Origin of the sequence: Paenibacillus sp. YIM B09110 (genome assembly GCF_037167145.1) — a bacterium.
In the GTDB taxonomy this organism is placed as follows: domain Bacteria; phylum Bacillota; class Bacilli; order Paenibacillales; family Paenibacillaceae; genus Pristimantibacillus.
Genome location: NZ_JBANSP010000001.1, coordinates 156,035 through 168,431 on the forward strand (window position 1 = coordinate 156,035; position 12,397 = coordinate 168,431).

Annotated in this window: 14 protein-coding genes, 1 pseudogene and 1 other annotated feature; of the genes and pseudogenes, 7 read left to right on the forward strand and 8 right to left on the reverse strand. The window is 50.0% G+C overall.

Annotated elements, in window-relative coordinates; translation table 11 throughout:
* Positions 1 to 312 precede the first annotated feature (312 nt).
* From V8F51_RS00710 to V8F51_RS00720, 3 genes are read right to left on the reverse strand one after another with little or no spacing between them, the layout of a single operon-like run.
* Positions 313 to 2,400: a peptidoglycan D,D-transpeptidase FtsI family protein gene (locus V8F51_RS00710; protein WP_337098115.1), complete on the reverse strand. Its 2,088-nt coding sequence runs from the start codon at positions 2,398 to 2,400 to the stop codon at positions 313 to 315.
* Positions 2,401 to 2,433: 33 nt separating this feature from the next.
* Positions 2,434 to 3,618, reverse strand: coding sequence for a transglutaminase domain-containing protein (locus tag V8F51_RS00715; RefSeq protein WP_337098116.1), 1,185 nt, complete (start codon positions 3,616 to 3,618; stop codon positions 2,434 to 2,436).
* Positions 3,619 to 3,672: 54 nt separating this feature from the next.
* Positions 3,673 to 4,122, reverse strand: a complete 450-nt coding sequence (locus V8F51_RS00720) for a hypothetical protein (protein WP_337098117.1) — start codon at positions 4,120 to 4,122, stop codon at positions 3,673 to 3,675.
* 160 nt (positions 4,123 to 4,282) lie between these two features.
* Here V8F51_RS00720 and V8F51_RS00725 point away from each other — a divergent pair, with 160 nt between their 5' ends.
* From V8F51_RS00725 to V8F51_RS00735, 3 genes are all read left to right on the forward strand, one after another.
* Positions 4,283 to 5,461 (forward strand): MFS transporter, encoded by a 1,179-nt coding sequence (locus tag V8F51_RS00725; protein WP_337098118.1) that lies wholly within the window; start codon positions 4,283 to 4,285, stop codon positions 5,459 to 5,461.
* A gap of 154 nt (positions 5,462 to 5,615) precedes the next feature.
* Positions 5,616 to 5,735 carry a sporulation protein YjcZ gene (gene yjcZ, locus V8F51_RS00730; protein WP_337098119.1) on the forward strand — a complete coding sequence of 40 codons (120 nt, stop codon included), beginning with the start codon at positions 5,616 to 5,618 and terminating at the stop codon, positions 5,733 to 5,735.
* 111 nt (positions 5,736 to 5,846) lie between these two features.
* Complete coding sequence (locus V8F51_RS00735) at positions 5,847 to 6,218, forward strand: toprim domain-containing protein (protein WP_337098120.1); 372 nt, start codon at positions 5,847 to 5,849, stop codon at positions 6,216 to 6,218.
* A 17-nt stretch (positions 6,219 to 6,235) separates the two neighbouring features.
* On the opposite strand, the gene V8F51_RS00740 is transcribed toward V8F51_RS00735, so the two are convergent.
* Both V8F51_RS00740 and cyoE read right to left on the reverse strand, forming a co-directional pair.
* Complete coding sequence (locus tag V8F51_RS00740) at positions 6,236 to 6,847, reverse strand: SCO family protein (protein ID WP_337098121.1); 612 nt, start codon at positions 6,845 to 6,847, stop codon at positions 6,236 to 6,238.
* A gap of 30 nt (positions 6,848 to 6,877) precedes the next feature.
* Positions 6,878 to 7,744, reverse strand: coding sequence for a heme o synthase (cyoE, locus tag V8F51_RS00745; RefSeq protein WP_337098122.1), 867 nt, complete (start codon positions 7,742 to 7,744; stop codon positions 6,878 to 6,880).
* 262 nt (positions 7,745 to 8,006) lie between these two features.
* On the opposite strand from cyoE, the pseudogene V8F51_RS00750 reads away from it, so the two are divergent.
* Both V8F51_RS00750 and gerQ read left to right on the forward strand, forming a co-directional pair.
* Positions 8,007 to 8,216, forward strand: a pseudogene (locus V8F51_RS00750) (cell wall hydrolase); the annotation flags it as partial.
* Positions 8,217 to 8,275: 59 nt separating this feature from the next.
* Entirely contained in the window at positions 8,276 to 8,845 is a 570-nt protein-coding gene (gene gerQ / locus V8F51_RS00755) for a spore coat protein GerQ (RefSeq protein ID WP_337098123.1), read from the forward strand.
* On the opposite strand, the gene V8F51_RS00760 is transcribed toward gerQ, so the two are convergent.
* On the reverse strand, positions 8,842 to 9,138 hold the full coding sequence (locus V8F51_RS00760; protein ID WP_337098124.1) for a hypothetical protein: 297 nt from the start codon (positions 9,136 to 9,138) through the stop codon (positions 8,842 to 8,844). The genes gerQ and V8F51_RS00760 overlap by 4 nt on opposite strands.
* A gap of 81 nt (positions 9,139 to 9,219) precedes the next feature.
* On the opposite strand from V8F51_RS00760, the gene V8F51_RS00765 reads away from it, so the two are divergent.
* A complete protein-coding gene (locus V8F51_RS00765) occupies positions 9,220 to 10,206 on the forward strand; it encodes a metal-dependent hydrolase (protein ID WP_337098125.1) in 987 nt (328 codons plus the stop codon).
* A gap of 125 nt (positions 10,207 to 10,331) precedes the next feature.
* Here the strand turns inward: V8F51_RS00765 and V8F51_RS00770 are convergent, their stop codons facing one another.
* On the reverse strand, positions 10,332 to 10,547 hold the full coding sequence (locus V8F51_RS00770) for an alpha/beta-type small acid-soluble spore protein (RefSeq protein ID WP_337098126.1): 216 nt from the start codon (positions 10,545 to 10,547) through the stop codon (positions 10,332 to 10,334).
* Positions 10,548 to 10,675: 128 nt separating this feature from the next.
* Between V8F51_RS00770 and V8F51_RS00775 the strand changes: the two genes are divergently transcribed.
* A complete protein-coding gene (locus tag V8F51_RS00775) occupies positions 10,676 to 10,855 on the forward strand; it encodes a DUF5325 family protein (protein WP_337098127.1) in 180 nt (59 codons plus the stop codon).
* Positions 10,856 to 10,900: 45 nt separating this feature from the next.
* Here the strand turns inward: V8F51_RS00775 and trpS are convergent, their stop codons facing one another.
* Positions 10,901 to 11,890 carry a tryptophan--tRNA ligase gene (trpS, locus tag V8F51_RS00780; protein ID WP_337098128.1) on the reverse strand — a complete coding sequence of 330 codons (990 nt, stop codon included), beginning with the start codon at positions 11,888 to 11,890 and terminating at the stop codon, positions 10,901 to 10,903.
* Between the two features lie 74 nt (positions 11,891 to 11,964).
* Positions 11,965 to 12,224, reverse strand: a binding site (T-box leader).
* Positions 12,225 to 12,397: the final 173 nt, after the last annotated feature.

Here is a 12,397-nt window from a genome sequence, read left to right on the forward strand (position 1 = left end):
GCCTTACGAATACAGTCCTCGCTTCCTAAGGTTGCGTTTGCCTGTATTTCATACAATCTAATCGGTCCAAATCACCTGTGAAGTCACTTTTGAGTGGAAATTATACAGCCAATTCAAGTATTTTAGCCTTCAGCAACCTTTTTCCGTCCATATGGCAGCATAGAATCCAACCAAACTCTGATATCTTCTCGTTCCTAGCCTTTTGATTGTATGAAATCCATTCAAAAACAAAAACGAAAAAAACTGCCCCTTTCACATCCAATTCAATGGATGGAAAGGAACAGTTTGAAGAGCCAGCCTATTCGCAATTAGTTATTCCGTATTACCAGTTGTACCGCCAGCAGCATTGCCAGCATCGGCACCTTCTACCGGAGTCCCGCCCGTGTTGGCGGCAGTCTTCTTCTTAGGCACGCCGTACAACCCAACCTCTTCATCGTACGCGTCGAAGATTTGACGCGCGATCGGCGATGCGCCGTAGCCGCCGAAGCCGCCGTCAGGCACAATAACCGCAACCGCAAGCTTCGGCTTGTCAGCAGGCGCATAAGCGATGAACACCGCGTTCTCCGCGCGGCGGCCGGCTACGTCCTGCTCGGATGTACCCGTCTTCCGTCTATACGTGTAATCGACGCCCTCGAAGCCTTCCGACTTAACCTCGGACATGCCTGCTTCAATCTCTTTCCAATATTGCTCAGGAATATCGATCGTGTTCAAGATCTCCGGCGTGAAGCCTTGAATAACATTGCCGTCCGAATCCTTGATTTCATTCACGAATTGAGGCTTCATCCGTTTGCCGCGATTGGCCAGCATCGACACATATTGCGCGAGCTGAAGCGTCGTATAACGACCCTGTTGTCCGAAGGATGCGAATATAAGCGCGGACTGCGAGCTTCCGCTCTGCGCTTCCTTGTAATACTCGATGATACCCTTTGATTCATTCGGCAGACCGCTGCCCGTAAGAACTCCCAGACCGAATTGCTTCATGTACTCATCCCAGATCTCGACGCTGCTCTTGCCGTTCACTTCTCCGCGCATATACAGCTTGTTGCCGATCATCGCCGCCATGAATGGGTTAGAGGATTTAGCTATGGCGCCAGAACCGTCGAGACTGCCGTATACGTGGTTCAAGGAGTTTTTGATAAAACGCTCATACCCCTTCCGGCCAAACGAGAACACACCCGTATCCGTATATCTAGTCGTAGGGGTGAACAAGCCTTCGTTAAGTCCGATCAACACGGACAACGGCTTCATCGTTGAACCAGGCGGCAAGATGGACGACGGGTGGGAGTTGCGCTCCTTCTCCGTCTTATAGTCGCCGTATACGGTCGAGATCGTACCGTTCTGCAGCCTGTTCTCGATATTCTCATAATCTTCGTTGCTGATTCTTCCGCCTGACCATATGTTCGGATCGTAGTCCGGCATGCTTGCCATGGCGACAACCTTGCCTGTATCGACCTCCATCGCTACCGCATAACCCGTCTTGGCATATTCGGCGCGTTCATAGGAGTTCGTCGACTCTGATATTTTTTTGATATGATCGGTAATGGCTTGCTCCGTCTTCAACTGAACGTTCTTATTGATCGTCAGATATAGGTCTGAACCCTTCTGCGGGTTCGTAATTTCCATCGGTCCAATAATAACCTCTTTGTTATTAACCGGGTACGACTTCAGTCCGTTCGTTCCGCGCAGAACGTCCTGATACATCAACTCGATACCTCCGAAGCCGACATCTTCCTCTTCCAAGTATTTAAGCGTCGCATCGGTAATCTTCATCTTCTCGCTATAGAACTCGCTGTCGAGCCGCACGCCGCTATATTTCTTTAAGTAGCCGACCAATTGTACGGCAATTGAGCTTTTGTCGTAGTTGCGGATACTTTCCTCCATAATGTCGATGCCTTTGAAGTCGCTCTTATTCTCCATGAAATAGGCGATTTCCTCATTCGTCAGATTGGACTTGATCCGCCTAGGCGTAGATATGAAATTTCGTTTAAACTCCAAATCCATCTGCCGGATAATATCGTCAACCGTCATAGCCGAAGCCGGATCGCCGTACTTGGTAAATACTTTGTCCAGTTCGACCGCCATCTGCTTCGCCTTCTCAACCGCATCGGCCTGTTTCAGCTCCGGCTGCACGCTATAATATAACGATTGCGTTGAAGTCGAATAAGCGATCGCATAGCCTGTAGAGTCGTATATGTTACCCCGAATGGGCGGCATCGCAACGTTGCGCGTTCCTTTCGCGGCTCCTTCTGCGCTAAGCGTCGGACCTTCTACGAACTGCAAGATAGCAAGCTTCACGATTAAGACGCTGAATAATACGAATGTAACGAAAAAAAACATATTAAGCCGGAATGAAAAATTACGTCTGTTCACTATCTCCCGCTTTTGCGGATCGTCTTGCATGCTTTCACCTCTTAATCATAAATATGCCATTCATTATATCGCTGCCGCTTCTCTAATATGCGTCTGCTCAAAGCCTGGGGAATTGAACCAATCACCGGAAGAGGCCCACGTAGCATCAAGCGGAATCCAGTTGTCGCCGCCATCGCTTATGTTCACTTCATTCCAAGCATGCGGTCCGAAGCCGCCGCTTCCGTCGGCCCCAAGCCCCGTCACGACCCGCACATCGAGGCCTGCCGTACGTGCCATCACGGCATACAGCCTTGCTGTATCAATACATACGCCTTTGCGCGTTGCGAACGTGTCAGCCGGCGTCTGTTCTTTCCATATGCCTCGCTCGACGTAATTGTTAGCTTTGTCCCAATCATACTCAATGCGTGAACCAAGCCAGTCATATAGAAGACGTGCCTTCGCCTCGTTGTTGTCCCCGTCCTTCGTTACGAATAGAGCGGCCTCAGCGATATCATCCGGTACGGCATAGTCGATAATCTCGTATTTGCGCTGCAGGATCTGGCGGAACTCCGCCTCCACCGCCTCAGCAAGCACTGGGCCTTGGCCCTCTAGCATATCGCCTGCAACCGGAGCAAGCATCGCCGCAGCCTCTCGATACAACGGTGATTCGGCAATCTTGTCTGCGTACCAGCCATTAGGCATTAACGAAACATAGACGAATAAAGTTGCAATGAAAAGAAAAGATCTTCCGGCACCATGAACGGCACCAATAATTGCGCCTGTAGCCTTGCTGGCATAACGGCGTCCAGGAAGCTCTTCCATTACGCCGCTGCTATTCCTCTCCCGTATGAAGCTGCTCCATGCATAACTGAACAGCGGCTCCGCGAAGCTGGCAATCACTCTAAACATCAAGTAGATAATCAGGAAGAGCATCCCGTACCTTAACAGTGCAAAATCTCTCAGGCCTGTAAGCAGCGTAAACCACGCTTGCTGCGCGCTTCCGAGTTCATGTGCCGGCACTACAACGATCCGGGCGAGCCACTTCGCAACTTGAGGAGAAGCCCAGCCTGCAAGCTGTCCGGCGATGACAAGTCCCGCTATCGCCACAACGCCCTCCCATACAAAAAAGAAAAGACGCTTCGCTGATCCCGACGCGCCCCTCTTTATCCCTTGCAATAATGAAACAAGCAATAGAAGGAGAGCAATGATCGCTACGGGCTCCAGCTCATCGAACCGCAACATCCAATCGAACATAATCTCTCCTTTCATAAAGCCTTACCGGTATTAGGCTAATATACATCCCCAATATTAACGGAGAATGAATTAGCCGTTGTTCTTCGCTTGATCGATAAAGGCTTGTATCGCGCTATCTACCTCGATCGTTATCTTCGGGGCGCCGCGGAAGGATACTGTCACTTCATTGTCGCCAGGTTTGCCGTTAAGCTCTAGGTTCTTAGTCTTGATTGTATACGAGCCGTCCGCGTTGCTAATGAATTCAGCATCCTTCGCATCGCCCGCCATCGCAGTCATCATTTCTTGCTTCGCGCTGTCAACGACCTTCGTGCTGATCACTTTCAGATCGTCCATCGTATAGCCGCTATAAAGAACGACGCCGATGACGATAACCGCGACAATCGCCCATTTCACGACCGTCTGCACAATTCGAACGATTAGAAGCAGCACGACAATGGCGATAACGAGCACGAACCAGTTGTCTTTGAAAAAAGATGTCCATGTGTCTACGTCATACGCTGAAAAATCTAAAAAATCCATTCGATCCCCTCCATTATACCTCGTACAAAAAGCTATTACAAAACATTATACCCTACGTCCCATATACCGTAAACGCTTCCTTCCACTTTAGCCAGACATATCCTGTCCATTAATGACGTACAAGTAGTTAGTAAAGAGATTAAGCAAGGAGGATAACGGAGTGAAAACAGCCATCTGGCTCTATTTATTTTTGTTTGTCGCGTTCTTTGATTTGCATGCGCAATACCCGATATTGACGCCGTTCGCCATCTCGCTTGGCGCAGCGCCCTCCTTCATCGGGCTTATGATGGGTATGTATTCAATCACTCACCTGCCCGGCAATCTCATAGCCGGCTATGGTGTCGATCGATTCGGTAGCCGCTTATTTATTGTTTTCAGCCTCCTAGCGGCAGGCATTATACTCCTCTTTCAGTCGCATGTAACTAATCCTTGGCAGCTGCTCGTGCTTCGCTCCATTAGCGGGTTCGTGCTCGCTTTCCTGTCGCCTGCCTGCCTGGCGCTGCTAGCGCGCCTGTCGAACAATATTACCGAGCAAGGCAAGCTAATGGCCGGCAACGGACTCGTCCATACGCTCGCATCGGTCGTCTCGCCGGCAGCGGGGGCGTATCTTGTCGCGAAGATTGGCTTCACGACCGCTTTCACGGTGCTTGGCTGGTTGCTGGTCGCGACAGCTGTATGCGCCGTCTTCTTCATCAGTGACAAGCGTATGAATGTCGCGCCTCTGCCTGTCAAAGCAAGCCCCGAGAGCGGCAGCAAGAAACCGAAGACTGCGCAGCAGCCCCTTGGCGATAGTACGCCAATCCCTTGGCTCGTCTTCCTGCTGCCGATTGCGACCAGCTGCTCGCAAGGAATATTGTCGTTCGAGCTTCCGCTCATGGCGAAATCGCAGGCATCCATAATGACGACTGGACTGCTGTTTTCCGTCGTCAGTATCGGCGCACTTATTACACTTAGCATGCTGTTCTTGAACCGAATCTCAGCTTTCCAACGAACTTTATGGGGGGCATTCATGTTGGCCGTCATTTACTTCTGCCTGGCAGCGGGTGTCCCTGCTCCGTTCACTATCATGCTGCTGCTGATAGGTATGGCTAAAGGCATTATTCTGCCGGCGTTGTCAACGATGTTAATCGAGTTAAGCGGCGGTACCAGATACGGCCGCACGTTCTCCATACTGTCAATTGCCTTCTCCGTCGGCGCTTTCATCGGCCCGATGGCTGCTGGCCAGCTGCGCGACCAGCTCTCGCCTTACTTCATCGCTTTCGTCGCTCTCATGCTCGCCGTAGCTGTATTACCGTTCTACAATTCGAGAATATTGGCTTCTCGCACCTATTTTTCATAAAACTGGGTATTCGCACACGGCATTTGTTCCCTCCGCACATAGGATACATTATGTCAAATGACTATGCCGGCATGACAGAAGCCGATAAGCAGGGCTATCATGAGGGCTGAGAGCATCATTGACCTCTACCTATGAAAGAGGGGTGAATAATAAGATGTCTGGACATGTTGAATCAACTAGCCGAGGCAATGGGCATCACGGCCACAACAACATTGCAACTATTTTGGTCTTGTTTATCTTGCTCGTAATTATAGCGTGTGCTTGCATGTGGTAATGATCCATTAGCAGCAAGCGAAGAGGCGGCCGTGCGATAAGCAGGCCGCCTTTATTTTCGCATGAAAGTAACTTAATATAGGGTGGACAAGCTAAGACAGAGGTGATCATGATGGATGTTGCCATTATTGTAGAAGGAAAAAACGACAAAAGCCGTCTGAAACGGGTGCTGTCCGAGGACGTTCCCATTTACTGCACGTATGGGACGCCAGGATCGGAGCAGCTTGAGAAGCTGCGTAAGCAAGCAGGCGACAAGCAAGTATACATATTTACCGATAACGATGCTTCGGGCAAGCGCATTCGCGGCTTGCTGCGCGATCTGTTCCCGGATGCAGAGCATATTTATACGCGCAAGGGCTATCCCGGCGTCGAGCATACACCCGAGGATTATTTGATCGAGCAGTTAGAAAAAGCGGGCCTCGATGCGCATATTGTATATCCTGCGCCGGGTCCCGCTTTACAGTGGAATAAGGACGAGTTCTAATTGCGCTGCTGTATCTTCTACAGCAGCTTGTTCAGCTCGCCTAATATGGTATCTGATGTAACATTCTCATCGCTGCCGTTAATCCATTTGCGGATTTGGCCGTCTTGATCGACAATCGTAATGACGTTCATGTGGGCGAACGAGCCGTCTTCCACCTTGGCTACGCTCACACCGAAGTCTCTTGCGAGCTTGATCGTCTGCTCCTCGTCATCGCCCCGCAGGAACTTCCAACCGTTCGGCTGGGCGAAGTTTCTCTCTGCGAACGCTTTGATGACTTCGGGCGTATCCCTCACCGGGTCGAACGTGATCGATATCAGTTCTGCCTTCGTTCCGAGCGTACCCGCTTTTTCCAGCTTTTCTTGAACCTCCGACAACAGGAAGGTCGTCGGCGGACATACGTCCGGACAATTCGCGAAGTAGAAGTAAACGATTCTCGCTTTGCCGTTCGTCGATTCAAGCGATACTTTGTCGCCGCTGTCCACATCGGTCAATTCGAACGCAGGTGCTGCCATCTCAATCGGCAGCGGCGCTTCCGGCTTAATCACATACGTAAACAATAAATAAATGCCCATTGCCGCGCATAACGCGAGTACTGCAAGTTTAAAGCTGTGCTTTTTCAAAAAAACCATCTTCACATCACCTTCGTCTTCTATCTTCTATTAGGTCAATGTCGTATTCGCGATCATCGCGATGAACACAACCATCAAATAATTAACCGAAATAAGGAAATTCGTCTTCGCCCACTTCTCTGTATCTTGCGCTGCCGTGCCACGAAGCGTATGCACGAGCCACACAACGCCGCAAAGAATGGAAATAATCAAGAAATAAATGCCTGCATAACCGTAAGTATAGAGCAGCACGCAAGTTGGAAGAAGGAGCAGCACATAAGGAATCATTTGAAGCTTCGTCCGCTTAATCCCTTTTACAACCGGAAGCAACGGGAATCCCGCCTCGCGATATTCTTCTACCCTTCTAATCGCAAGCGACCAGAAGTGAGCCGGCTGCCATAAGAATAAGAACGCGAACAAGATCCAAGCTCCTGCATCCACCTCGCCCGTTACCGCGCAATAACCGATAACCGGAGGCATAGCGCCTGATATGCCGCCAATCGACGTACTCCATGTCGAGCTCCTCTTAAGCCACATCGTATAGATGACAATATATACGAACCAGCCCAGCAATCCGAGCCAGCCTGTAAGCGGACTAACGAGCACGAACAGTACAGCTAGTCCAACTACGCCTAAAATAATTCCGTATGCGAGCACGGTTCCCGGCTTCATTCTGCCAGTCGGCAGCGCCCGGTCCTTCGTTCGTTCCATCTTCAGATCAAGCTCACGATCCCAATAGTTGTTAATGACGGTTGCTGAAGCTATCGTCAGCGTAGATCCGACCAACATATAAATAAGCAGCAGGAACATCTCCATATCGAAGTCCCATTTGGAAGCTACGATAAATCCGCCTAGTGCAGCAAAAATATTAAGCCGAAGCAGCCGCGGTTTGGTTAAAGCAATCAAGTCCTTCAGCACAAAGCAAAGCCTCCCGAGTATGCGACAAGACGCAACTAGCGCCTATCATTCATTGATGAATCGTTCTTAATCATACCGAAAAACACTCTCAATGACAATGTTCGACGGTTTTGTTCATGAATTCGCCACTCAAATTGTGACAAATCTTTTGTAACCAATTCGCCCAGAGCTCAATACAATGGGTATGTAGTTTGATGCCTATTCGGGCCCAGCGCGCATCAAACCGTTTGTGACAGTAGACAGTATGCGAAGGGAAGTGCACTACCTAAGCGTATCAGCACGAGACAAAGATATTCGGTTAGCCAAGCGGATGATCAACGGGGAAAGACAGCACCCGGCGTCGAACGCGCTTTGGTTCTTCCGTCCTGCGGGCGATTGCCCGGATACGTGGTATGACCAAGGCAACAGCAGCCGTTACAAAGCGCATTGCTTATTTGTTCCGACGCGTGGCGATTGTCCAGCCGTTTATTAATGTTTATCAAACCTATTTTCAAAAATAGTAATAAGCACACGAAAGTGAGGAAATCTCGAATGTCCAACGGTTATGGGTACAAAACAGCAGTAAGTCCGGCGAATACTGGTGCTTACGGGTACGGCTATGGCGGCTACGGCATGCAAATGCCAACGACGCTTCCGGCTCAGCAAGGTAATCAAGCTTTCCCTCTTCAAGCGATGGCTAATCAAGCGATGCCTATGCAGGCAATGGGCAATCAAGCGATGCCTCTTCAAACGATGAAGGCCCAGTCGACGATGCCGCCAGTAGGCGTGCCTAACGGCGCAATCGTAACACCATCTGGCGGTAATATCGTATCACCATTCGTTGAAGAGTCGTATGTGGAGAACATACTTCGCCTAAACCGCGGCAAAATGGCTACTTTCTACATGACCTATGAGAACAATAGCCAGTGGAATGCGAAGATTTTCAAAGGCGTCATTGAAGCAGCCGGACGCGATCATATTATTATTAGCGATCCAACGACGGGTATGCGCTACTTGCTGCTGACGCTTAACCTGGACTATGTGACATTCGACGAGCCGATAAATTACGAATATCCGTTCCAAGGTGGCGTGGTCAGCTCGGCGACTCCGCTCGGACGCTAAGACGGTACAGAGGAGAAAGCCGGCTTGAACGTCCATATATGGAGCTTGCCGGCGCCGCCCTCGATCCAATCTGCGATTTGGAACCAAGAAGAACGCTCGCTGCAGCGTTCTTCTTTAATTTGCTCGGCTTGTTCGGCAGTATCCGCTGACCATAGCTCGACGAATAAATGTTGCTGATCTGTTCCTTCATATATATGGACGCGATCATTGTCCTTAAGTAAAGCTTGTGTGTAACTCAAATAGGATTCCCGGTGCTCGGGATTAATGCGATATTCAGCGAAACAGATGTACATAATGCATCATACTCCTTTGTTGATTAGATCATAATAACGAATGAACCACATGGCTTTGCACTACACATCAGGGGGCTTCCAATGGATACAGGTACACATCTCGTTATGGGGATCGGACTGGCAGGACTAGCCGCCGTCGATCCCGTCGTTGCAGCTAATCCATCCATTCAGACTGCCGTTCTGCTTGGTACGATTGCCGGCTCTCAGGCACCTGATCTTGACGGTCTGCTGCGATTTAAAGGCAACGCCGTCTATATTAAGAACCACCGCGGCGTATCTCATTCCTTGCCAGCCATCGCCATTTGGACGATTCTTATAACGGCCGTCCTTCAGTTGCTGTACAGAGGCTCGCTGCCTTGGCTGCATATCGGCGGCTGGGTGCTGTTAGCCGTTTGCGTCCACGTCTTCACCGATTTGTTCAACACTTATGGTACCCAAGCGATGCGGCCCTTTACCGATAAGTGGATTTCATGGAACATTATACACATCTTTGACCCGGTCGTCTTCACGACCCATATCATTGCCATTTTACTTTGGGCTGCGGAACTCGTAAACCCCGCGCTGCTGTTCCCATTGCTGTATTTGTTCACCGCTGTCTACTTTGTATGGCGCACATTCGTTCAGCGCAGCAAGATCGCGGTACTTCCCAAACTGGACAAGGAGCATAAGAAAGGCGACTCCTACATTGCAATTCCGACCATATCGTTATCGATATGGAACGTAGTCAAGGAGGCTCATGATGGCAGCTTTGTTATTGGTACGCTGCACAGCGGCAAGCTAAGATGGCTCGACCGCGTCAGATGCTCAGATCACCCGGCTGTAGCCTTGTCCAAGAACGAACCAGCTATCCGCTCCTTCCTCTACTTCACAAGCTTCGCGTGTGCGGATGTTCGCGAGCATAGCTGGGGCTATGAGGTAAGATGGTCGGATGTTCGCTACCGGCATCGCAAGCAGTATCCCTTTGTTGGCGTCCTGCTCATGAATCAGAAGTACGAGACGATTGGCTCCTATGTCGGCTGGCTTAGCGACGAACGGCTTATGAAGCGGCTTCGTATGGATACGTATTAATATTGATTGTAGCCTGCCCCTTGCTGCATAATAGAAGGGGCTTTTGTTTTTGGCTTTTTGCGATAATTAAAAAGGAGCTCAAGGTTTCCCTTGAACTCCATTTGTTCTTTGTGTATTAAAAGCGCTTAACGGTAGCCGCCAGAAAGCTGTTGTTCAGCAATTTGGACTAGCTTTTTCGTGATGTAGCCACCAAGGGAGCCCGCTTCACGAGTTGAAATGTTACCGTAATAGCCATCTGCCGGGATTTGTACACCGAGTTCTTGTGCCGCTTCCAACTTCAGTTGATTAAGAGCTTGACTTGCTTGTGGAACGATCAGTGTATTGCTTCTGCTTCCTGCCATGAGGTATTTCTCCTTTCGTCTCCTGCGCTTGATTGTGTGGTGCAAACTTATTATGTGCACAAGAAGAGAAACTATGCTCTATCCCCCAAAAAAATATGATCAAAGTTTGTGAAGGAGAGAATAACGTCATGTCTAAGCAACTATCCTTATTTTTCGCCGTCGTATCCGTCATATGGATGAGCGCAATGGCTATATCCATCAGTCATAGCGGCTGGCTAGTACTATTGTTCGGTCTGCTATGGCTGTTCACGACCGGTGCCGGTTTTATCGTTAAAGCGCGTTTGCGCCGTAAGAAACAACAAGGCTGAACACCTCCCGGTGTCAGCCTTGTTGTTTCTTACTATCGTTATCCGCTAGCCGCGCGGGCGAAGGAAGCCCATCAAATCCTTCGCATCTGCTAGCGTGCGGGACGCTACTTCGGAAGCACGCTCAGCGCCTTGCTTCAAGATAGTATGAATCTCGCCTGAATTGCGAATATCGTGATACTTGTTCTGCAATGGCTCGAGCACGGACACAACATGCTCCGCCAAATCCTTCTTGAACGGTCCGTAGCCTTGTCCCTCGTAACGCGCCTCGATCTCTGCAATGCTCATGTTCGCGCAGTGTGAATAGATCCCAATCAGATTGCTGATCTCTGGCTTATTCGCCGGGTCATATTTCACTTCGCGGCCGGAATCGGTTGTTGCTCGGCTAATTTTTTTGCGGATGACATCCGGAGGATCGAGCAACGCTATGAAGCTCGCCGGATTCGGATTGCTCTTGCTCATCTTCTTGCTTGCATCGTCAAGCGACATGATGCGCGCGCCTACCTTCGGAATATAAGGCTCCGGAATCGTAAAGTACGAACCGAAACGCGTGTTGAAGCGATGCGCCAGATCTCTCGTCAATTCGAGATGCTGCTTCTGATCGTCGCCAACCGGCACAAGATCCGCGTTATACAGCAATATATCAGCCGCCATTAGCGTCGGATACACGAACAAGCCCGCTCCGACAGATTCTTTTCCTGACGACTTATCCTTGAATTGCGTCATACGCTCCAGCTCGCCCATATTGGCAAGCGTCGTGAACAACCATCCGAGCTCAGCATGCTCGCGCACATGAGATTGAACGAAGACCGTTGCCTTCGACGGGTCGATACCCGCAGCAATGAAGAGCGCCGCTACCGCTTCGGTCTGCTCTCTAAGATTAGCGGGATCCTGCGGCACGCTGATCGCATGTAAATCCACGATCATAAAGAAACATTCCTCGGAATGCTGGAGCTTCACGAAGTTTTGCAACGCTCCGATATAGTTTCCGAGTGTAAGCTGTCCGCTTGGCTGAATGCCGGATAGTACTTTTTTCAAATTCAACTCCACCTTTCTATGGCCATCAACTTTATCGATATAAGGGTTCGAAAGAACGCAAAAAAACCCTCGCCGCAAGGGACGAGAGATCGTGGTGCCACCCTAATTCGTCTGCGCCGCCCGTTACCCTAATGAAGGGGCGAATGCCGCACAAACCTTAACGCTCAGTAACGGTGAGCATCCGGATGAACATTTTCGGCAGAGCTGCAGCTACCGGTTCCGCACATCGGCTCCGGGTTCCATTCAGCTTCGAGGTTTGCACCGGTTCACAGCTACCACCGGCTCTCTGCACGCAATTCGCCTCAAGCTTACTTGTTCCCATCATCGCATTTAAACTGATTATACTCGCGCTGACATGAATGTCAAGAAGCCACGCGCTCATACGCAAGCGTTTGAAGCTGCGGCAAGACGCCTGCACTAAATAAAGTTGTCCTATAGCCAAAATTGGGAGCATATGCTATATTAGGTCGTATAATCGTAATCATTACTATTAAAAGGAGAGAGACG